The sequence below is a fragment of the Nocardia sp. CA-290969 genome (assembly GCF_050936135.1).
In the GTDB taxonomy this organism is placed as follows: Bacteria; Actinomycetota; Actinomycetes; order Mycobacteriales; family Mycobacteriaceae; genus Nocardia.
This window is the reverse complement of record NZ_JBNJNJ010000001.1, coordinates 2,861,513-2,880,493: the sequence shown is the minus strand read 5'-3', so window position 1 is coordinate 2,880,493 and position 18,981 is coordinate 2,861,513. Positions and strand designations below refer to the sequence as shown.

Annotated in this window: 19 protein-coding genes; 5 read left to right on the top strand and 14 right to left on the bottom strand. The window is 67.6% G+C overall.

What is annotated here, in order from left to right; genetic code table 11:
- Nucleotides 1–85: 85 nt before the first annotated feature.
- From ACQEVO_RS13365 to ACQEVO_RS13350, 4 genes are all read right to left on the bottom strand, one after another.
- Nucleotides 86–1,510: an aldehyde dehydrogenase family protein gene (locus tag ACQEVO_RS13365; protein WP_432912835.1), complete on the bottom strand. Its 1,425-nt coding sequence runs from the start codon at nt 1,508–1,510 to the stop codon at nt 86–88.
- A 99-nt stretch (nt 1,511–1,609) separates the two neighbouring features.
- Nucleotides 1,610–2,785, bottom strand: a complete 1,176-nt coding sequence (locus ACQEVO_RS13360) for an acyl-CoA dehydrogenase family protein (protein ID WP_432912833.1) — start codon at nt 2,783–2,785, stop codon at nt 1,610–1,612.
- The gene (locus ACQEVO_RS13355; protein WP_432912831.1) at nt 2,782–3,396 is read right to left on the bottom strand and encodes a hypothetical protein; all 615 of its coding nucleotides are present in this window, start codon (nt 3,394–3,396) and stop codon (nt 2,782–2,784) included. Before ACQEVO_RS13355 ends, ACQEVO_RS13360 begins: the two co-directional genes overlap by 4 nt.
- Before the next feature lie 129 nt (nt 3,397–3,525).
- The gene (locus ACQEVO_RS13350; protein WP_432912829.1) at nt 3,526–4,152 is read right to left on the bottom strand and encodes a TetR/AcrR family transcriptional regulator; all 627 of its coding nucleotides are present in this window, start codon (nt 4,150–4,152) and stop codon (nt 3,526–3,528) included.
- A gap of 116 nt (nt 4,153–4,268) precedes the next feature.
- Here ACQEVO_RS13350 and ACQEVO_RS13345 point away from each other — a divergent pair, with 116 nt between their 5' ends.
- The gene (locus tag ACQEVO_RS13345; protein WP_432912827.1) at nt 4,269–5,216 is read left to right on the top strand and encodes an SDR family NAD(P)-dependent oxidoreductase; all 948 of its coding nucleotides are present in this window, start codon (nt 4,269–4,271) and stop codon (nt 5,214–5,216) included.
- A 5-nt stretch (nt 5,217–5,221) separates the two neighbouring features.
- Here ACQEVO_RS13345 and ACQEVO_RS13340 read toward each other — a convergent pair whose 3' ends face one another.
- Nucleotides 5,222–5,875 (bottom strand): TetR/AcrR family transcriptional regulator, encoded by a 654-nt coding sequence (locus tag ACQEVO_RS13340; protein ID WP_432912825.1) that lies wholly within the window; start codon nt 5,873–5,875, stop codon nt 5,222–5,224.
- A 112-nt stretch (nt 5,876–5,987) separates the two neighbouring features.
- Here ACQEVO_RS13340 and ACQEVO_RS13335 point away from each other — a divergent pair, with 112 nt between their 5' ends.
- The 3 genes from ACQEVO_RS13335 (at nt 5,988) to ACQEVO_RS13325 (ending at nt 9,910) form a co-directional block, all read left to right on the top strand.
- The gene (locus ACQEVO_RS13335) at nt 5,988–7,337 is read left to right on the top strand and encodes a hypothetical protein (RefSeq protein WP_432912823.1); all 1,350 of its coding nucleotides are present in this window, start codon (nt 5,988–5,990) and stop codon (nt 7,335–7,337) included.
- Nucleotides 7,334–8,749 (top strand): acyl-CoA reductase, encoded by a 1,416-nt coding sequence (locus tag ACQEVO_RS13330; protein ID WP_432912821.1) that lies wholly within the window; start codon nt 7,334–7,336, stop codon nt 8,747–8,749. Before ACQEVO_RS13335 ends, ACQEVO_RS13330 begins: the two co-directional genes overlap by 4 nt.
- Nucleotides 8,750–8,836: 87 nt before the next feature.
- Nucleotides 8,837–9,910: a LacI family DNA-binding transcriptional regulator gene (locus tag ACQEVO_RS13325; protein WP_432912820.1), complete on the top strand. Its 1,074-nt coding sequence runs from the start codon at nt 8,837–8,839 to the stop codon at nt 9,908–9,910.
- A gap of 51 nt (nt 9,911–9,961) precedes the next feature.
- Here ACQEVO_RS13325 and ACQEVO_RS13320 read toward each other — a convergent pair whose 3' ends face one another.
- Complete coding sequence (locus tag ACQEVO_RS13320) at nt 9,962–10,636, bottom strand: MspA family porin (RefSeq protein ID WP_432912818.1); 675 nt, start codon at nt 10,634–10,636, stop codon at nt 9,962–9,964.
- 56 nt (nt 10,637–10,692) lie between these two features.
- Nucleotides 10,693–11,367 (bottom strand): MspA family porin, encoded by a 675-nt coding sequence (locus tag ACQEVO_RS13315; RefSeq protein WP_432912816.1) that lies wholly within the window; start codon nt 11,365–11,367, stop codon nt 10,693–10,695.
- A gap of 426 nt (nt 11,368–11,793) precedes the next feature.
- Between ACQEVO_RS13315 and ACQEVO_RS13310 the strand changes: the two genes are divergently transcribed.
- On the top strand, nt 11,794–13,374 hold the full coding sequence (locus tag ACQEVO_RS13310) for an AMP-binding protein (RefSeq protein ID WP_432912813.1): 1,581 nt from the start codon (nt 11,794–11,796) through the stop codon (nt 13,372–13,374).
- 57 nt (nt 13,375–13,431) lie between these two features.
- Here the strand turns inward: ACQEVO_RS13310 and ACQEVO_RS13305 are convergent, their stop codons facing one another.
- Genes ACQEVO_RS13305 through ACQEVO_RS13275 form a run of 7 tightly spaced genes read right to left on the bottom strand, consistent with a single transcriptional unit; the run spans nt 13,432 to nt 18,980 of the window.
- Complete coding sequence (locus ACQEVO_RS13305; protein WP_432912810.1) at nt 13,432–14,463, bottom strand: phosphotransferase family protein; 1,032 nt, start codon at nt 14,461–14,463, stop codon at nt 13,432–13,434.
- A complete protein-coding gene (locus tag ACQEVO_RS13300) occupies nt 14,460–15,533 on the bottom strand; it encodes a phosphotransferase family protein (RefSeq protein ID WP_432912807.1) in 1,074 nt (357 codons plus the stop codon). The genes ACQEVO_RS13305 and ACQEVO_RS13300 overlap by 4 nt, the downstream gene beginning before the upstream one ends.
- A 12-nt stretch (nt 15,534–15,545) precedes the next feature.
- Complete coding sequence (locus tag ACQEVO_RS13295; RefSeq protein WP_432912804.1) at nt 15,546–16,241, bottom strand: TetR/AcrR family transcriptional regulator; 696 nt, start codon at nt 16,239–16,241, stop codon at nt 15,546–15,548.
- 13 nt (nt 16,242–16,254) lie between these two features.
- On the bottom strand, nt 16,255–16,689 hold the full coding sequence (locus ACQEVO_RS13290; protein WP_432912801.1) for a nitroreductase family deazaflavin-dependent oxidoreductase: 435 nt from the start codon (nt 16,687–16,689) through the stop codon (nt 16,255–16,257).
- Nucleotides 16,690–16,718: 29 nt separating this feature from the next.
- The gene (locus tag ACQEVO_RS13285) at nt 16,719–17,966 is read right to left on the bottom strand and encodes a cytochrome P450 (protein ID WP_432912798.1); all 1,248 of its coding nucleotides are present in this window, start codon (nt 17,964–17,966) and stop codon (nt 16,719–16,721) included.
- A gap of 4 nt (nt 17,967–17,970) precedes the next feature.
- On the bottom strand, nt 17,971–18,750 hold the full coding sequence (locus ACQEVO_RS13280; RefSeq protein WP_432922655.1) for an SDR family NAD(P)-dependent oxidoreductase: 780 nt from the start codon (nt 18,748–18,750) through the stop codon (nt 17,971–17,973).
- Between the two features lie 5 nt (nt 18,751–18,755).
- A complete protein-coding gene (locus tag ACQEVO_RS13275; protein WP_432912795.1) occupies nt 18,756–18,980 on the bottom strand; it encodes a ferredoxin in 225 nt (74 codons plus the stop codon).
- Between the last annotated feature and the right edge of the window lies 1 nt (nt 18,981).

Here is an 18,981-nt window from a genome sequence, read left to right as displayed (position 1 = left end):
TCCTGACATTGTTGTGCGCCGCTTCTCTCGCAGCGGCGGATGCGGCCGGTCGGTGCGGGGCGTGGTCCGGATCCCGCCGGGGCGCTCACAGTTTCACCACAACGGTTTTGGTGGCCGTAACCGCGTCGAGGGCCGCCAGGCCTTTTTCCCTGCCGTACCCGGATTTCCGGAAACCGCCGAACGGCAATTCGACACCGCCGCCGGCGCCGTAGGTGTTGACGTAGACCTGTCCGGCGACGATCTCGGCCGCCAGCCGGTGCGCGCGGGAGAGGTCCCGGGTCCACAGCGCCGCCAGCAGGGCGTACTCGGTGCCGTTGGCCAGGGCGAGTGCTTGATCCTCGTCGGCGAAGGTGTTGACGGTCAGCACCGGTCCGAAGATCTCCTCCTGTGCGATGGCGGCCGCCGGATCGACCCCGTCGATGAGCGTCGGTGGGAAGTAGCACCCCTCGGCCAGGTGGTCGTCGGTGGGAACCGCTCCGCCGCAGCGGATTTCTCCCCGGGTGCGCCCGGCCACGAGTGTGGCGACCCTCGTCTGCTGCTTACGGGAGATCAGGGGTCCCAGGCCGGGATCGTCCCGGCCGGGACCGATGGTGACCCGCGCGAACCGCTGGAGCACCTTGTCCACCAGCGCATCGTGCACCGATTCCTCGACCAGCAGCCGTGAACCCGCCGAACAGGTTTGTCCGGCGTTCTGCAGGATCGCCCGGGTGACGAATTCCGCCGCGGTATCCAGATCGGCGTCGGCGAAGACGATCTGCGGGGATTTACCTCCCAATTCCAGGACGGCCGGAACCACGCGCTGTGCGGCGGCCGCGGCGACCGCCGATCCGATACTCGTGGACCCGACGAAACCGAGGAAATCGACGCCGGGGTGAGCAGCCAGTGCGGCACCGGCCTCGGCACCGATCCCGGTGACGACATTGAATACGCCCGCCGGGAGGCCGGATTCCACGGCGATCCGGGCGAGCGCCACCGCGGTGCGCGGTGTTTCGTCGGCGGGTTTGGCCACGACGGCATTACCCGCGGCGATCGCGGGCGCCACGGCGCGCGCCATGAGCTGGATCGGATAGTTCCACGCGACGATATGTCCGGTGACCCCCAGCGGTTCTCGGCGGGTGTAGACGTGCAGGTCATTGCTCAACGGGATGGCCTGCCCGTAGTAGGTGTCGATCGCGTGCGCGTAGAAGCGGAAATACCGGGCTGCGACGGTGACGTCGGTGCGGGCCTGGCTCGCGGGTTTTCCGGTGTCCTCGCACTCGTACCGGGCGAGCTCCGCACGGTGGGTCTCGATGGCGTCGGCGATCCGGCCCAGCACGGCCGACCTGTGTTCGGGTGCGGTGGTTCGCCACCGGCGTTGTGCGCGCCGGGCCGCCCCGACCGCTCGGTCCACCTCTTCGGGTCCGCCGCGTGCCACCGGCCCCAGGGAACGGGACGTCGAGGGGTCGATGTTGTCGTACACCTCGGCGGAGGACACGGCGGCACCGTCGATGAACGATTCGGTAGCAGACATGGGGATTCACCTCGCGACTCTGCGCTACGGCCAAGAGATCTGCGCGGCCGTCACCGTGCCGAGGCCTACGCTATAAGTATCCGTAGTCGTATATTTATGTCAAGTGCTGCGATTGCGCTCGACGAGCTGGCGGGCGATGACGGTGCGCTGAACCTCGTTCGTGCCTTCGCCGACGATCATCAGCGGTGCGTCGCGGAAGTACCGCTCCACGTCGAATTCCGTGGAATAGCCGTATCCGCCGTGGATACGCACCGCGTTCAGGGCGATCTTCATCGCGGTCTCGGAAGCGAACAGCTTGGCCATCCCCGCCTCCATATCGGCTCGTGCGCCGGAGTCGTAGCAGCGCGCGGCGTAGTGCACCAGCTGGCGCGCGGCCGTCAGTTCGGTGGCCATATCGGCGAGGTAGTTGCCGATCGATTGATGCTTCCAGATGGGTGTGCCGAAAGACTCGCGTTCCTGCGCGTACCGGATCGAGTCCGTCAATGCCGCGCGGCCCACCCCGAGGGCGCGCGAGGCCACTTGGATCCGCCCGATCTCGAGTCCGCGCATCATCTGCCCGAACCCGCGGCCCTCGATGCCCCCGAGCAGTGCGCCGGCGGGCACCCGGAAATCGTCGAAGGTGAGTTCGCAGCTTTCCACACCCTTGTATCCGAGCTTGGGCAGATCCCGGGACACCGTGAACCCCGGCCCGGGTTCCACCAGCAGGACGCTGATGCCGCGGTGGGCCGGGACCGCCGCCGGATCTGTTTTGCACAGCAATGCCACCAGGCCGGATCTGCGCGCATTGCTGATCCAGGTCTTCGACCCGTTCACCACGTAGCCGTCACCCTTGCGGCGGGCCACGGTGCGGATGGCCTGCAGATCCGAACCGCCGCCCGGTTCCGTCAGCGCCATCGTCGCCCGGAGTTCGCCGGTCGCCAGCCGGGGCAGATAGCGATCGCGCTGCTCGGCGGTTCCGTAATCGAGCAGCAGTTTCGCCACCACCGTATGGCCGCCCATCGCCCCGGCCAGGCTCATCCAGCCGCGCGAGAGTTCCTCGGTGACCAGCGAATAGCAGGTCGTGGAGACCTTGCCGGCGCCCCATGGTGGCGGGATCGCCAAACCGTATATGCCGATCCGTTTCATCTGCTCGATCAATTGCTCCGGATAGATATCGCCCTGTTCGAGCCGGTGTACCACCGGTTCGACCTCGCGGTCGACGAACTCCCGCACCACGGCGACGAATCCGGCCTCGTCCTCATCGATTCCGTAGCCGTGCACGGCCTCGCGGGTCATTTCACCGCCCATTCGGTGCGGATCAGATCGCGGCCGTGCGGTATGGACCGGGAGGTGATGCCGGTGCGGAAATTCTCGGTGGGTGCGACAGCCCCGGCCTCGCCGCGGACGACCCGCAGCGCCTGTTGTTTGAAGACGCGGGCGGCGTGACTGAGCCGGTGTGTGGTGGATTCGGTCCGGTCACCGAATTCCTGGGCGTACTGCCGCCCCCAGATCGAGACTTCGATCGATCCGCGGTCGAAGCACTGCCGAACTCGTCCGCGCAGCCCGGCCTCGGTGGCCATCAGCGCCGCCGAAATCGCCACTGCCTGCGGCTGTGGTCCTCGGTGCCGGTGGGTGAGTGCGGAGTCCAGATCGAGTGCGTCCGCGCCCAGGATCCGGGCCGGCCGCGGACTGCCGAGGTCGCCGGCGACGACCGTGACCTCCCAGCCGGCCATCGAGAGATCGAATATCCACCCGCCCGCGGCGCTCACCGCATCGTCCATGCTCGTCCCGAGCACCACCAGTCGCGGACGCAGGGCCTGGCGAGCCGGGCTGTGGAGGTACGCGAGGGTGGGGATCTGCGCCACCTCGTCCTGCGGCAGTGGGAGCGTCGAAGCGGACGGGGTCATGATTTCTCCCTCGTTGTGCAGCGGCCGGAACGGCGGGGCCGGAGAGCGGTTCAGCTAAAAGTATCCGGAGTCGTATACTTTTATTGTAGGGCCCGGACCGCGAGGGAGTGATGGTTTTCGGGCGATGTTTCAGCGGGGCGTCGCACCGCGGAGGAACAGCCGGACGGCATGCCGGAGATGGCGTTCCTCCTGTTGCTTCGATCGGAAGAGGCCGAAATCGGCCATCCGGCCGGGAACCAGCTCCACCATCGCCAGGAACTGTTCGGCGGCCAGTTCGATATCTTCGACATCGACAGTGCCCTCGGCGGTGCCGCGGCGCAGTACCCCCACCACCGCCCGTTGCCGTCCGGACCACATCATCGAATCCGTGCTGACCGCGAATTCCGGAAACCTCGCCGATTCGTTCATCGCGATCCGCATCAGCCGGACATTCTCCGGGTCGAGTGCGCGGTCGAGGGCCACCCGCCCGATCGCGAGCAGCGCTGTCTCCAGGTCCTTGTCGTCGACGGCGGGATCGTCCCCGGGCGAGTCGTATTTCGACAGCGCCCACGGAATGACATCGGCGAACACGGAGCGTTTGTCCGGGTAACGCGCGTACAGCGAACGTTTCGTGATCCCGGCCTTCCGGGCGATGGCCTCCATCGTCGCGCCGTCGTAGCCGGACTCCAGGAATGTGGCGACCGCGGCCTCGCGGACTGCCTGGTTCAGCTTCTTGGCCTCGGCCTGTGTGGGGCGGCCGCGTCTCGTCTCCACCATGGGGGCAGCCTATCGTCCGGCAGGGATATAATATCCTTCACAGTATACTTATTTCCGAGGCCGTTCCGCTCCGCCGGTGCGGTATGTATTCCCGCACCACCCGGATCGGAGTGCCGATGACGATTCCGCCCACGACCGACAGCGCGGGGCCCGGTGCGCGGCCCACCGCCGCGGAGATCGTTTCCGGATTCGACCTGACCGGCCGCACCTGTGTGATCACCGGGGCCTCCGCCGGCCTCGGCCGGGAATCCGCTCGCGCCCTCGCCGGCGCCGGTGCCCACGTCATCATGACCGCCAGGCGTGATGAGGCCCTCGAGGCGGCCGTCGGCGGTATTCGCCGGGAGATACCCTCGGCGCGGCTGTCCACCGTCGTCCTGGATCTGGCTTCGCTGGACGGAATCCGGGTCGCCGCCGCACGCATTGCCGAACTCGCTCCGGTGGTCCACGTGCTCATGAACAACGCCGGAGTGATGTTCACGCCGTTCGCCCGCACCGCCGACGGGTTCGAACTGCAGATCGGCACGAACCATCTGGGCCACTTCGAACTCACCCGATTACTCCTCGACCGGTTGCGTGCGGCCGAGGGAGCCAGAATCGTCAACCTCGCCTCGGAGGGGTATCGGATCGCCGACGTCGACCTGGACGATCTGCACTGGGAGAAACGGGACTACGACAAGTTCCGTGCCTACGGCGCCTCCAAGACCGCGAATATCCTGCACGCCATCGAACTCGACCGGCGGCTACGCGATGACGGAATTCGCGTCTGCGCGGTGCATCCCGGCCGGGTCGCCACCCGGTTGGCCCGCCATATGACCCGAGACGATGTTGCCGCGATACCGGTCGAGCGGGCGGGTCCGCCCCGCCGGTCCGATCCCGATCCCGGCATTCTCACACCGCAGGAAGGTGCGGCGACCCAGGTGTGGGCGGCCGTGCACCCGAAGCCGCTCGGTCTCGACGGCGTGTACTTCGCGGACTGTGCGGCCGAGCCCGCTGTCGCGGGCTATGCGGTGGACGCCGATCGGGCCGCGCAGTTGTGGGAGCTCTCCGAACGGCTGTGCCGGTAGGCGGTTCAGCGCGGCCGCAGGCCGTCGAGTAGCAGACGCACCATGAACAACACGCGCTGCTCGAGTTGTCCGGCACTCGGCGCGCGGCCCGCTTCGATACTGCGGACCTGGGTGCCGACGACCATGCTCATGAACGCGCGCGCGGCGAGATCGGTATCGGTGGTGGTGATCCGTCCGGCGGCCGCCGCGCGGTCCAATACCTCGGCGACGAATGCGACGACCGGGCCGGTGTTCAAGGTGTTGCTGAGGGTGAAGATCTCGGGGAAGCGCACGTTCTCCAGGGCGAGGATCCGGTGCAGCCGGCGGCCGTTGGGGGTCATGGCCTGATCGATCCGTAGGCGCGCGACCGCCGCCAGTGTTTCGGCCAGATCGCCGTTGTCCAGGCTCTCCAGGACTTCTCGCGGTACGGCCTGTGCTTCGATCGCGCGCCGGACGGCGGCGAGGAACAAGGCGGCCTTGTCGGTGTAGCGGGCATAGACGGTGCGCTTGGCCATATGGACCCGGGCGGCGATTAGCTCGATCGTGGTCTGGTCGTAGCCCCGTTCGAGGAACAGGTCCAATGCGGTGTCCAGCAGTTCGAGCCGTCGCGCACGGGCCTGTTCCTGTGTCGGACGGCCGGCTCCCCGCGGCCGCTTGCGCCCTTCGCTCGTCGTCTCCACGGACGTCAGTTCACCGCATTCGGGCCATGGGTGTCGAGCGGGGTGCTACATTAATGACACCTGGCAGGTGCTATTAATCGCGGGGGATACGTAATTCTCGAAGGGGTGGCCCATGATTCCGGCCATAGAACGACTGACCGAGCTCGCCGATGATCCGAACCGGTTCGATCACTCCGCCGCCGAGTTGCGCGACGTGCAGATCGCGGCACTGAATGAGCGGTTCCAGCAGCGGCGGGAGCGCATCGGGCTACTGAAACACCGCGCGGACGAAGCGGGCATCACCGAGGTCGGCCGGTTCGAGGATGCGGTCGCGCTGTTGTTTCCGCATTCGGTCTACAAGAGCTACCCGGAAAGCTTCTTGACCGAGCACCGCTGGGATCGGCTCGGGAAATGGCTGGGCACCCTGGCCGCTCACCCGATCGCCACGATCGAGACGGGGGATATCGACGGAATCGATCTGTGGATCGAGCGGCTGCACAATGCCGGCCACTACGTGTCCTGTTCGAGCGGGACAACGGGTAAACCGGCCATGCTGCACGCGTCCGAGGCCGATATGGCCTGGTCGCGTCGCGATACCGTCAACCTCTTCGCCTGGGGCTCCGGTGTCCGGCCGGCCCGGGACAGGCGGATGATGGGGCTCGGCATGACGGCGGCGGTGCCCAAGAACCTCGTCATCGGCAAGGCGCAGCAAGAGGCCTACGGTGATCCGGACAAGGAACTCTTCCGATTGCCGATATCGCCGCTCACGGTCGAGGCGATGACCGGCCAGGTGCGGTTGCGCCGCAAGATCACCGACGGCACTGCGGCGCCGGAGGAGCTGGCCGCCTACGAGCGGACCTCGGCGCAACGCCGGGCCGAACTCGACCGGGCGCTGATCGCCGGCGCCGAGGCGATGATCGAACACCGCGCCGAAAAGCTGTATATCTCGGGCTTGTGGAACACCCTCTACCAGGTGGCGGCGCTGGTCCGGGAGCGCGGATTCGGGGCCGCCGATTTCCATCCCGACAACTGCATCTATGTGGGCGGTGGCCTCAAGAGGGCCCAGCTCCCGCCCGACTACCGCGAATTCGTGTACGAAACGTTCAATATTCCGCCCGGCCGGGAGTTCCAGAACTACTCCATGCAGGAGCTGAATTCGGGAATGCCGAAGTGCCGGGGCGGGAATCGCTACCACGTCCCGCCCTGGGTTGTGCCGTTCGTCCTCGACGAGGCGGGCGAAACCCTGGTGTCCTCCGGCGCCGGCGAGGTGGAAGGACGGGCGGCCTTCTTCGACCTGTCGCTCGACGGACGCTGGGGCGGAATCATCACCGGCGACCGGATCGTCCTCGATTTCGGGCCGTGTGCCTGCGGTGACGAGGGCGCGTCGATCGCCGACGCGATCGTCCGCTACGCCGATATCGCCGGCGACGACAAGATCGGCTGCGCCGGCACCGCCGACGCCTACGTACGGGGGCTCGCATGACCGCCATCGAATCGCCGCAGGCCGCGGCGCTGTCCGCACCGTTCTTCTTCCGTGGCGAGGTCGTCGAAGGTACCGATGCCGTACATCGATCACGGGACCTCGGCGTTTCCTTCACGACGCCCGGGATCGAGCTGGATCGGGCCGTACCGTTACGCAGTGAGGTTCCCCCGCTGCTCGACGTACCGTTGGACGATATCGTCGATTTCCTGGTGGAGACCGGCCGGCGGATCCGCGATCCGCGCAACCCGTTCGTCCGCGACTGTATCGACCGGATGTCGGCGACCCACACCTTGCCCCGCCCGCTACTCGAAGCGCAGGTGGCAGGTGCCGCCGCCTATCTGGACAAACGACTGCTGCACGCGGTGGTCGAACAGAACTTTCCCGATCCGGGAGCGTTGGACGGGTGGATACCCAAACAGGATTTTCTCGGCCGCAGGAGTTTCGTCCGCGCCTTCGCACCCCGGCTGATCCACGTGCTTCCCGGGAATTCACCCGGGGTGGCCGTGAAATCCATCGCCCAGGGTGCGCTGGTGAAAGCGATCAACCTGTTCAAGATGTCGTCCAGCGACCCGTTCACCACGGTGGCCGTCCTGCGTGCCATGGCCGATATCGATCCGGAGCATCCGGTGGTGCGGTCGATGTCGGCCGTCTACTGGCGTGGCGGGGACGCGGCCGTCGAGCGAATACTCTTCCGTCCGCAGTATTTCGACAAGATCGTCGCCTGGGGTGGCGGCGAGGCCATCGACAATGTCGCCAGATATCTCGGCCCGGGATTACAGCTGGTGTCGTTCGATCCGAAGACCTCGATTTCGATGATCGGCCGGGAAGCGTTCGATACCGAGGAGACGCTCGAGCGTGCCGCCGGGCTCGCCGCCGAGGACGTTATGGTGCTGAACCAGGACGCTTGTGTCGCAAGCCGGTTCGTCTTCCTGGAGGCGAACGAGCAGGACGCGGACCGATTCTGCGACCGGCTGTACCGGCGGATCGCCGAACGCGCGATCGCGTCCGGTGGTAACCGGCCGCTGGACGCGGAGCTGAAGGAACAGATCCGCACCCTCGTGCTGCTCGACGACGAGTTCCGGGTATGGGGCAAAACGGACGGTACGGGTGTGGTGATCCGCTCCGGTGCCCCGGTCGATTTCCATCCGGTCGGCAAGACCGTCGATGTGGTTTCGGTGGAATCGCTCGACGAGGCGATCCGCCATGTCACCGTCGCGACCCAGACCGTCGGATTTTTTCCCTTCGACCGGATGCCGGATTTCCGCGATCGGCTCGCCGCCGGGGGTGCGCAGCGCATCGTCCGCCTCGGGGAGGCCGGTCCGAGCACGATCGGCAACCCGCACGATGCCATGTATCCACTGCATCGCTTCGTGCATTGGATGGTTCACGAGGACGGAACAGCGGCGGTATGACGAATAACGCGAAACCGGCTCCATTGATCAGAATGTGATTCTACCCTGGGGTAGAGCCACATTCCGCGCTCGTAAGGAGTTGGCCCAGTGCGCCCATCGACCATCTACGACGTCGCGACGGCGGCGGGCGTTTCCGCCTCGACGGTTTCGCGCGCGTTCTCCCGGCCGGGACGCGTCAGTGCCGGAACCGCCGCACGGATCCATCGGGTCGCCGCCGAACTGGGGTATCGGGCGAACACGCTCAACGGTGCGCCGGTGAACGGCCGGACCTCCGCCGTAGCGATGGTGGTACCGGACGTGACGAGTCCGGTGTATTTCGGTCTCATCCACGGGTTCGAGGCCGCCGCGACGAGCGCCGGCTATACGGTTGTCCTCGCCGATACCCGGTGGTCCACCGCGCAGGAACGAACGGTGCTGGACCGGATTCTGCCCGCCGTCGACGGCCTCGTGGTCACCGGTTCGCGGCTGTCCGACCGAGCTATGCGGGCGGCCGCCGGGCACCGGGCCTTGGTGACGCTCAACCGGATCGTGCCCGGAACGCGCACGGTTCTGGTCGATACCGCGGCCGGGGTGGACGCGGCGCTGCGGCATCTGGCCGAACTCGGGCACCGTTCGGTGACCTATGCCGGCGGGCCGCAGGCGTCCTGGGCCGACGGTATGCGCTGGCGTTCACTGCTGGATACGGCCCCGCGGTTCGGGCTGAAAGTCTGCCGGATCGGTCCGTATCCGCCGACCATGGCGGGCGGTATCACGGCAGCCCGGGAACTGCTGTGCGATCGGCCCTCCGCTGTGCTGGTATTCAACGATCTCGTGGCGATCGGCATGCTGCATGCCCTGAACGAAGCCGGTGTCGGGGTGCCGGACGAGCTGAGCGTCATCGGTTTCGGGAACGTGGTCGGATCCGATTTCTGTACGCCGCCGTTGACCACGGTGGGGGCGCCGATGCGAGCGATGGGTACCGCTGCCTTCCGGCAATTACACCGTGCGATGAACGGCGAGGCGATGGATACCCAGGCCATCGTCTCGCTGACCGCGCGCCTGGTGGTGCGGGGATCGACCGGAGCCGTGCCGCGGCCCCGGATCCGCCCGGTGGCCGGCACCGCCCGCCCCGAGCGTGCCCGGTGCCGTGCGCCGAGGGTAGTGGCAGCCGAATCCGGATAGAACGGCCGGGCCGGCACGTCCTTCCGCCCGGCCGTTCGAATGTTCCGGCGGTCAGCCGAGAGAGAAGGGTTGTCCCCAGAGCGTGACGATCTCTTTGGCTTTCGCGGTTTCGACATCCACCTGGACGAACGCGCGGGCCTGTGCGTAGCCCGCGCAGCCGGCGAGACCTATGGTGCTGTCCTTCCAGGTAACGCTGCCTACGGGGGACTTCGTGCGGTTGAAGGGCCGATGGCTTTCATCCCCGAAGGCGTCCGGGGTTTCGAGATCGAGCAGATAGAATTTCTTGGCCTGGCCCGGGCCCAGGGTGAGATTGCCGCCGGTACTGGTGGACAGATCGGGCGTCTCGCTGCCGGCTCGCTGGGTGGCGCCGGCCCCCGCGTTCACACCGCCGCCGGCGATATTGACCTGGCAGCCCACGACATAGCCGGGGCGGATGGACATGCTCCGGGGTGGCTGCGATGTTTCGGCGCCGGCGCTGCCGGAGACCCAGGTGTTGCGGTGCAGGGGTGTGGAACCCAGGGAGGGGCTGATCACGGCGGATTCCCCGGTGAGGCGGACGGTGACGGTGGTGCCGTCGCCCAGGGTTTCGGTGATCTGACCGCCCGGCAGGGGAACGAAGGTATCGGCATGGGCCGGCGCCGGCAGCAGTGCCCAGGTTGCTGTGGCGAGCAGAGCGCTGCCGGCGGCCGCGACCATGGTGCGGAGGGTTTTCGTGGTGTCGATCATTGTCGGTGAACCTCGTCGTTCTGATGGAATCGGCTGTGCGGGTGAGGGCGGAAGGCTCAGCCGATGCTGAACGGTGCTCCGTAGAGGGTGGTCTTCGAATAGTGGTCACCGATGATCTCGATGACGGTGTAGGAGCGGGCCTGGGCGTAGCCGCCGCAGCCTTGGATCTCCATTTCGTAGTCCCGGTAACCGAGGGTGTATCGGCCCGGGGCGGGGATGTCCTTGATGCCGATCTGCACGAATTTCACTTCGCCCGGCCCGACCTGGACGCCGGCGGAGCCGCTGACACCCATCTGCGTCGTGGAGACACTGGCACTCGCGCCGAGCGAGAACGCCCGGTCGCCGATGCTGACCTGGCAGCCGACGATATAGCCGGTGTTGACCTGGGATACGCCGTGGGTGGACGAGTTGTTGGTGCCGGGAATGTTGTCCGGGGTGCTGTAGGGCCCGGGTTCGGCGAGGGGGGTCTGGGTGACATCGGCGGTGATGGTGCCGGACACCCAGGTGACCCGTCCCGCGCCGTTGGCGGCCATGGACGGAGAGACCACGGCACTTTCCCCGGTGCGGGTGATGGTGAGACCGGGCCCGGTCTGGGTTCCGTCGGGCAGCGGTACGAACGCGTCGGCGGTACTCGTACCGGTGGCGAGCCCGAAGGCGGCCGCGAGGGCGGCGAGACCGGTGCCGGTGCGGGTGAGTGCTGCGGGCGCGCGGAACAGAGTGGTGCGTGTCATCAGATGTCCTCATCTCGAATTACCTGTGCGGGGCATGCACGTGTTCCGGTGAGCGAAAGTGGAGGTAGAAGCCGGAACCGGGGGCCGGAGTGCCGTTGTCGGTGATGCCGGTCACACAGTGGGGTCATGGTTCATCACCGGCGGGCGGGCGGGCAACCGAATTGCCATGAGTTGCCGTGGCGACCGTGGTTCGCCGTGGTGGACCCACGGTCGTCCCCCGCGGCCGGCACCGATTCGCCTCGGTAATCCGATATGGCGGAAACGGGAATTCGCGTACAAAAAGCAGAATGACGTTCTACTCTGGAGTAGAGCCGCGTTTCGCGTGCTCGTGGCCGGGCCCCGCCCCGGTTTTCCGACGGCCCCTGTTCTCCGGCAACGCCGCGGTACGACACCGGCGTGCGCATGCCGGGTGGTTGGAGTTTCACCATGCGCACGATTCCCCCCGAACTGGTACGACAGTACGAAGAGCAGGGGTGGTGGACGCGCGACAGCCTGGGCGATCTGCTCGCCCAGGGTCTCGCGTCCGCGCCGGACACCAGCTTTCGCGTCCATTCCGATATCCGGCCCTACTCGGGCACCTTCCGGGAGGTCGAGCTGGTGGCACGCCGGTTGGCGGCCGGTCTGCGGGATCGCGGGGTCGGGCCCGGGGATGTCGTCGCGCTGCAGCTGCCGAATTGGATGGAGGCCGCGGCCGCGTTCTGGGCGGCCTCGCTGCTGGGCACGGTCGTGGTGCCGATCGTGCACACCTACGGGTCGCGGGAAGTCGGCCATATCGTGGAAACGGTGCGGCCCAAGGCATTCTTCGGCGCCGAACGGTTCGGGAACCTGGTGTACGACCCCGCGGTCCACGCGAGCGTGCCGATCGTGGGTATCGTCGGCGGCGGCGATCCCGCGCGCCGCTTCGACTCCTTGCTCGCCGACGAGCCGTTCACCGGTGTGGCGCAGGTGGACCCGGCCGGCCCCGCGGTGATCGCCTTCACCTCGGGTACCACACGGGTGCCCAAAGGGGTCGTCCACAGTCATCGGACGCTCGGCTGCGAGACCCGGCTGATGCCGCAGCGCTATCCCGCCGATCTGGGGCCGATGATCAACGCCGCGCCCATCGGTCATTTCATCGGGATGCTCTCGGCCCTGCTAGTGCCGGTCCGGGAAGGTGTCTCCATCGACCTCGCCGACGTCTGGAATCCCGGGCGCATCCTCGAGGTGATGACCACCTACGGCGTCAGCCTGGGCGGTGGTGTGCCGTACTACGTGACCAGTCTCGTCGACCATCCGGACTGCACCCGGGAGCATCTGGCCCGGCTGAAGTATCTCGGTATGGGCGGCGCCCCGGTCGCCGCCCCGGTGGCCGAGCGGCTGACCGGTATGGGGTTGACGGTCTACCGCTCCTACGGCAGTACCGAGCACCCGTCGATGACGGCATCGCATTGGACCGCACCCGAATCCAAACGGCTCTATACCGACGGGACCCCGCAGCCGGGAGTCGAGATCCGGCTGGCCGAGGACGGCGAAATCCTCAGCCGTGGACCGGATCTGTGCCTCGGATACCTCGACGAGACGCTGACCGCGACGGCGTTCGACGACGAGGGCTGGTACCACACGGGTGATATCGGAACCCTCGACGGCGACGGCTATCTCACCATCGTCGACCGCACCACCGACCTGATCATCCGCGGCGGGGAGAACATCAGTGCGCTCGAGGTCGAGGAAGTATTGCTGACGGTGCCCGGGGTGGCCGAAGCCGTCGCGGTCGCCGCACCCGACGCTCGGTTGGGCGAACACGTCGCGGCGGTCCTGCGGCTGCAACCCGGTATCGCCGCGCCGCTGCTCGAAGACCTGTGCGCCTACTTCGCCGACGCGGGCCTGGCGAAACAGAAGTGGCCGCAGGAGATCCATGTGGTCGACGATTTCCCGCGCAGCCCCAGCGGCAAGGTGCAGAAGTACAAGATCCGGCAGAACCTGGCCGCCGGCCGGTCCGAGCCCGGTACCGCTGCCACCGGTGCGTAACAGGCGAAGTCGCGGGGTATCGAGCGGATCTCGATACCCCGCAACTCGCGGTCGTGTTCAGACTCCGAGGAGATCGAGGCTGCCGTGCCGGGCGACCGCCGTGGCGAGCCGCCCGGTGAGATGCTCGATGATCGGGCGGTCGACCGCGCGGGTCATCGACCACAGGTAGAACCCGTACGGCAGGTGAGCCCGGTACATCCACCAGGCGTGGTCTCGATCCGGCGGTTCGATGCCGTACCCGGCCAGCCTGTCGAGGTAGTACCCGAGCAGGTCGCGTTCGGAACCGGCGAGTTCGCCGGGGTCCAGGACGGTCGCCAGATGGTAGGCGACGTCCTGGGCCCAGTGGCCGCGCTGGACAACTTGCCAGTCGATGAGACCTGCGCTGCCGTCGGGCATTTCATAGATGTTGCCGGTATGCAGATCTCCGTGGACCAGGCACCGTTCGGACGCGGTGCTCAGGACATCCATCGCGGCCATGGCCGCCAGCAGCCGGTCCGCGTGCCGGACGTCGTCGGGAATGCCGGCGGCCCGGCCGTCGTCCAGCAGCGGCTGCAGCTTTGCGGGGGTCATATGGCCCGCGAGCGAGGCCAGCCGCGGCGGGAACATCTCGTATGCCGCCTGCCGGCTGTCCCAGGTCGCCGCGTGCAGGGCGGCGAGCTGGTCGAGGGTACCCGCGGCCCGCTCGGGGCTGTAGCCGGTGAGGGGATCGAGGAACCGGGCGCCCGCCTCGACGAGATCGTGCATGAGCACCAGGGCGTGGCCGGTCGTCTCGTCCACGGCGGCATGTACGCACGGCGGTGTGCGCACCGGCAGCCGCGGCGCCAGCAGCCGGTAGAAATCCGCCTCGGCGCGGGAACCGCGCCGGCGTTCCGGGTGGAAATAGCCCTTGGCGCACAGGGCCGGGGGAGCGCCGGTGGGCCGGGAGTAGGTCAGGCGGAAACGGACCTTGGTGGCCACCGTTTCGATCCGCTCGACCACTTCGGTGGCGATCGGGACCACGCCGGGGCCGGTATCCAGCACCGCGGTGAGCCATTCCGGAGACAGGACGACCGCTTCGTCGAACGGGGCGGGCCCGGTTGCCGCCGTCACAAGTTCTCCTGCGGTTCGGGGATTCCCACCAGCTCGCACGCGTGCCGCAGAAACGAGTATCGCCGCGTGCCGGTGTCGACCGGTGGCAACCGCAGGACGCGCCGGGTGCGCAGGCTGAGCAGGCCGGCTTTGAGGCAGGCGAACACCTCGTGCCAGTGCAGATCGCCGGCCCGGAGCCCGGTCAGCTCCTGCCACAGCTCGATCGTCTCGGCCCTGGTACCGAGGCCGTCGAGCCGCGGGACGCCCAGGCCCGTGCTGTGGGCTTCGTCGAACACCAGCCACCAGGCGAGATCGGCGACCGGCCCGGCCAGCGAAGCCTGCTCCCAGTCCATGACCGCGGAAACCCGGAAATCCGGGCCGAAGGCGATATTGCCGATCCGGGCATCGCCCCACGACAACCCCGGTACCGAGCCGGCCGGCCGGTTGTCGGTGAGCCACTGCAGCAGAATGCGGACCGTATCCGGAACGTTCTGCTCCAGAGTCCACTGTGCGTGCGCGCTCCAGTAGCCGAGTTGCTGCTCATCGCCGGAGATCCCGTATTCGGGGCGGTCGACGAAAGCGACGGCGTCGACGGGGACCCGGTGAATCGCGGCCAGCTGGCCCATCGCGTCCTCCCACAGCGTCCGCCGCTGCCCGGGGGTGGCCTCCACGAGGAACCCGGCCGAGTTGTACACCGGCATACTCACCGGCACCGAGCCGGAGACCCGTCGCATCAGATAGAACGGCCGGCCGAGCACCGACGGGTCCTCCTCCAGCCACAGCGGTTCCGCCACCCGCACGGCACTGTGCCGCCGCAGGGCGACGAGGATATCGTGCTGCATCCGGAACCTCGGATCGAGAAACATCTGGTACTCCGCCGCCGGCGCGACCCGGAGCACCACCTGTTCGGTTCCGCGCGGGGAGTGCACCCGGAGGAAGACGGTCTCGTTGGATACTCCGGCACCCTGCGGATAGGCCGGATCGTCGACTTCGACGGCGGTGACCTCGGACCGAGCCGCCAGCCACGACTGCAGGATCGTGGCCGTGGTGTCCAGATCACGGCCTTTGGGAAAAACCGGCGCTTGCTTCATTGCTGTGCCCCGTTACTCATCAGGTGGACGACCGCCGAAAGCGGTCGAACAGAATGCCCACAATTGTTCGGTGACGGCTTCGATGTTCTCGCGCGGCGCGTACGCGAAATGGTGATAAACCGACATCACCAGGTTCACCGCCAGCCAGGCGTCGGCGGCCGGGTCGTTCGGGCGCAACAGTCCCGATTCGGCCGCTGCCCGCAGTTCACGCTCGATCAGTCCGGCGAACGGCTGATTGATCTGCGCCATTTCCTCCGGGAATATCTGATAGAGCCGCCAGTGTTCGGAGGTGATGAATTTCCGCTGGGTCCCACCGTCCTCGGTGCGCAGCGACCGCAACGCCGCGAGGATGTAGAAACGTAAGCGCGCCACCGGATCCGGTAATTCGCTCGCGGCCGCCGCCATCTCCGCCATCCGATCGGAGATCACATCCTCGAGGACGGCGAGGAGCAGATGGTCCTTACTGGGGAAATGCCGGTAGAAGGTCTGCAGGGCGATCCCCGCCTCCTTCGACAATTCCTGGGTCGTGAACGCGGACCCCTTCTCCTCGATCAACCGCTGCGCGGCCGCGACGATCGCCTGCGCCTGCTCGATGGTGCGAGCCCGCGATCGGCGTACCGACTGCGATTGATCCGCGGCGCGATCGGCCCACAGGGGCGGCGTCGTGATCGGGGCGTCGGGGCGGGCGGGTCTCTTGGGAGTGGACACGCCTGAAGTCCTATCACGACGGGGTGAGCACGACGAGCGGGATAACCCGGCTGGTACGCGACTGATAGACGTCGTAGTTGGGCCAGTATTCCGTGGCGAGCTGCCACAGGCGCGGCCGCTCCGCCGCGGTGGCGGTGCGCGCCGTCACCCGGACCCGCTCCGCTTTGATCTGGACCTCCGCCACGGGGTTCGCCCGCAGGTTCAGGTACCACGCCGGATGCGTGGCGGCGCCGCCGGCCGAGGCCACGACCAGATAGTCGGCACCGTCGCGGCCGTAGATCAGCGCCGACGTCCGCGGCCGGCCGGATTTCCGGCCGGTGGTCGTGAGCAGCAGGATATTTGTGCCGTTCCAAACGTATCCGACCTCGCCGTCGGTCTCCCGGTAGCGGGCGACGTGGCCGGCGCCGACCAGACTGAGGTCCGGCGGCCGGTACTCGGGCTCGTTCATCGACTCTCTCCTCTTTCCAGGACCGGGGTTCAGCCGAAAACCACGGGGATCTCGGTGGGCCCGCGCTCGTACATGCCGATGAAGCGGGTGGGTTCGGCATCCGGGTCGGCCCGCAGATTCGGCAGCCGGTCGAGCAGTGCGCCGATCCCGGTCGTCATCTCGGCCTTCGCGACATGCATGCCCAGACAGGCGTGGGCACCGCCGCCGAAGGCGAACGAGGGCCGCAACCGCCGGGTGATGTCGTATTCGTCCGGGTCGTCCCAGCGTGCGGGGTCCCGGTTCGCGGCCCCGATGCACAGGTGCAGCACCGATCCCGCGGGCAGGTGCACCCCCTGCAATTCGGTGTCCTGGGTGACGTACCGGGAGAACATCGGATCGGTCGGTGTCCAGCGCAGGGCCTCGTCGATGGCCGGTCGCAGCAGCGACCGGTCCGCCGCGACCGCCGCGAGCACCTCCGGCCGCTGCAGTAGCGCCGTCAGCGTGATCCCCATCTGTTTCCAGGTGGTACCGGATCCGGCGGCCAGCAGCAGGACGACGAACGAATGGATCTCCGCATCGGTGAGCCGCTGCGTTGTCCCGTCCTCGCCTTTCAGTTCGGCCTCGACCAGCACGCTGATCAGGTCGTCGCGCGGCTCCTTGCGGCGCTGCGCGACAATCGGCCGGATCAGCTCCACCACGGCCTCCGGCCGGCCGAGCGCCGCCCGGAACTCCAACGCCTGCTCGACCGGCACACCGAAGCTGCCGGTGATCGTCAGGACCGGGATGGCCGCGCAGAAATCGACGTTCAGTTCGGCGCGGCCGTCGGCGGCGAATCCGTCGATCAGCTGGTGCACGGTCTGCTCGATCCAGTTGCGGATCCACCATTGCGCCTTCGCGGGAACGAAGGACGGCTGGACCAGTGCCCGGTAGCGCCGGTGCTGGGCCCCGTTCATCGAGATCATGCTGTTGAGAGCGTCGAGTTTGCCCTTGTTCGGGTCGACCGGTGCCGGCGCGGAGGCGAACAGGTCGGGGTTGCGGTAGGCGGTATCGCAGGCGGCGAAACCGAACGCCGAGAAGTGCGGGCGGTCGGGCTGCGGCAATCCGCTGAATGCCGCGGGGCCCGGGTATCCAGTCAGTTCGTGCACGATACCCGGGTGCACCTCGGCCTCGGCGCGGAGCCGATGCCATATCGGATAGGGGTCGTCGCGGTACCCGCCGCCCGTTTGGGCCAGGTAGGCGCCGCGTAGGTCGAACAGTTCGCGTACGCGGTCGCGATCCAAGGTTTTCGCCGGACTCATTCGTTCACCTCGCCACATAGCCGCCGTCGACCGGAAACAGGACTCCGGTGATATTCGCGGCGCGATCGGATACCAGGAATACCGCTGCCTCCGCGCAGTCCTCCGCCGTGATCGGGCGGCCGAGCGGATGGTTGGCGGCGGTGCTCTCGGCCAATTTCGCGGTCGTCTCCGCGCTGTTGTCGAGCCCGCCGGCCGCCATGAAGCCGGTATAGGGCATGCCGGCGGGGCAGAGGGCGTTGGCGCGGATCCCGAAGGGCGCACCCTCGATCGCCACCGCCTTGGTGAGCTGGTGGACGGCACCTTTCGTCGCGGCGTAGACCGCGCCGCCCCAGGCGACCAGGCCCGCGACCGACCCCGTGTTGAGGATGACCCCGCCACTGCCCTGCCGCTTGAACTGGAGTACGGCATACGTGCAGCCGAGGAACACCCCGCCGATGTTCACCGACACCAGACGCTGGAAATCCTGGTAGGTGTGGTCCTCCAGGGCGGCACCCAGGCGCGGTGTCGGGATGCCCACATTGTTGAAGACGATATCGACGTGACCGAACCGGTCGGCGGCGGTGGCGATCATCGCGGCGACATCCTGCTCGTGCGTGACATCGGTGTCGACCGCGACGGCCACCCCGCCCGCGGCTTCGATCCGGCGGGCGGTTTCCTTCGCCTGATCGAACCGGATATCGGCGCAGACGACCGAGGCGCCTTCCTCGGCGAATCGCCGGGCCGAGGCGGCACCGACGCCGGATCCGGCGCCGGTGACCACCGCAATTTTTCCTTCGAGCAGCACGTGGCTCACCCTTCTCGTTCGATAGTGTCGACGTCGGTGATCGCCAGGCTCAGTGCCCCGGTCGGGCAGCTGTCCACTGCCGCACGCACCTCGTCCAGCGGATCGGCCGGCGGATCACACAGCACCGCCAGCCCCTCGTCGTCCTGGGTGAAGCTGCCCGGTGCGTAGGCCGCGCAGACCCCGCAGCCGAGGCAGCGTGTCCGATCGACCTGGACACTCCAGCCCGGCATC

Bases quoted from the DNA above. Each gene is read 5' to 3' on its own strand.
- ACQEVO_RS13365 (WP_432912835.1), bottom strand. From the start codon at position 1,510: ATGTCTGCTACCGAATCGTTCATCGACGGTGCCGCCGTGTCCTCCGCC.
- ACQEVO_RS13360 (WP_432912833.1), bottom strand. From the start codon at position 2,785: ATGACCCGCGAGGCCGTGCACGGCTACGGAATCGATGAGGACGAGGCC.
- ACQEVO_RS13355 (WP_432912831.1), bottom strand. From the start codon at position 3,396: ATGACCCCGTCCGCTTCGACGCTCCCACTGCCGCAGGACGAGGTGGCG.
- ACQEVO_RS13350 (WP_432912829.1), bottom strand. From the start codon at position 4,152: ATGGTGGAGACGAGACGCGGCCGCCCCACACAGGCCGAGGCCAAGAAG.
- ACQEVO_RS13345 (WP_432912827.1), top strand. From the start codon at position 4,269: ATGACGATTCCGCCCACGACCGACAGCGCGGGGCCCGGTGCGCGGCCC.
- ACQEVO_RS13335 (WP_432912823.1), top strand. From the start codon at position 5,988: ATGATTCCGGCCATAGAACGACTGACCGAGCTCGCCGATGATCCGAAC.
- ACQEVO_RS13330 (WP_432912821.1), top strand. From the start codon at position 7,334: ATGACCGCCATCGAATCGCCGCAGGCCGCGGCGCTGTCCGCACCGTTC.
- ACQEVO_RS13320 (WP_432912818.1), bottom strand. From the start codon at position 10,636: ATGATCGACACCACGAAAACCCTCCGCACCATGGTCGCGGCCGCCGGC.
- ACQEVO_RS13315 (WP_432912816.1), bottom strand. From the start codon at position 11,367: ATGACACGCACCACTCTGTTCCGCGCGCCCGCAGCACTCACCCGCACC.
- ACQEVO_RS13310 (WP_432912813.1), top strand. From the start codon at position 11,794: ATGCGCACGATTCCCCCCGAACTGGTACGACAGTACGAAGAGCAGGGG.
- ACQEVO_RS13300 (WP_432912807.1), bottom strand. From the start codon at position 15,533: ATGAAGCAAGCGCCGGTTTTTCCCAAAGGCCGTGATCTGGACACCACG.
- ACQEVO_RS13290 (WP_432912801.1), bottom strand. From the start codon at position 16,689: ATGAACGAGCCCGAGTACCGGCCGCCGGACCTCAGTCTGGTCGGCGCC.
- ACQEVO_RS13285 (WP_432912798.1), bottom strand. From the start codon at position 17,966: ATGAGTCCGGCGAAAACCTTGGATCGCGACCGCGTACGCGAACTGTTC.
- ACQEVO_RS13275 (WP_432912795.1), bottom strand. From the start codon at position 18,980: ATGCCGGGCTGGAGTGTCCAGGTCGATCGGACACGCTGCCTCGGCTGC.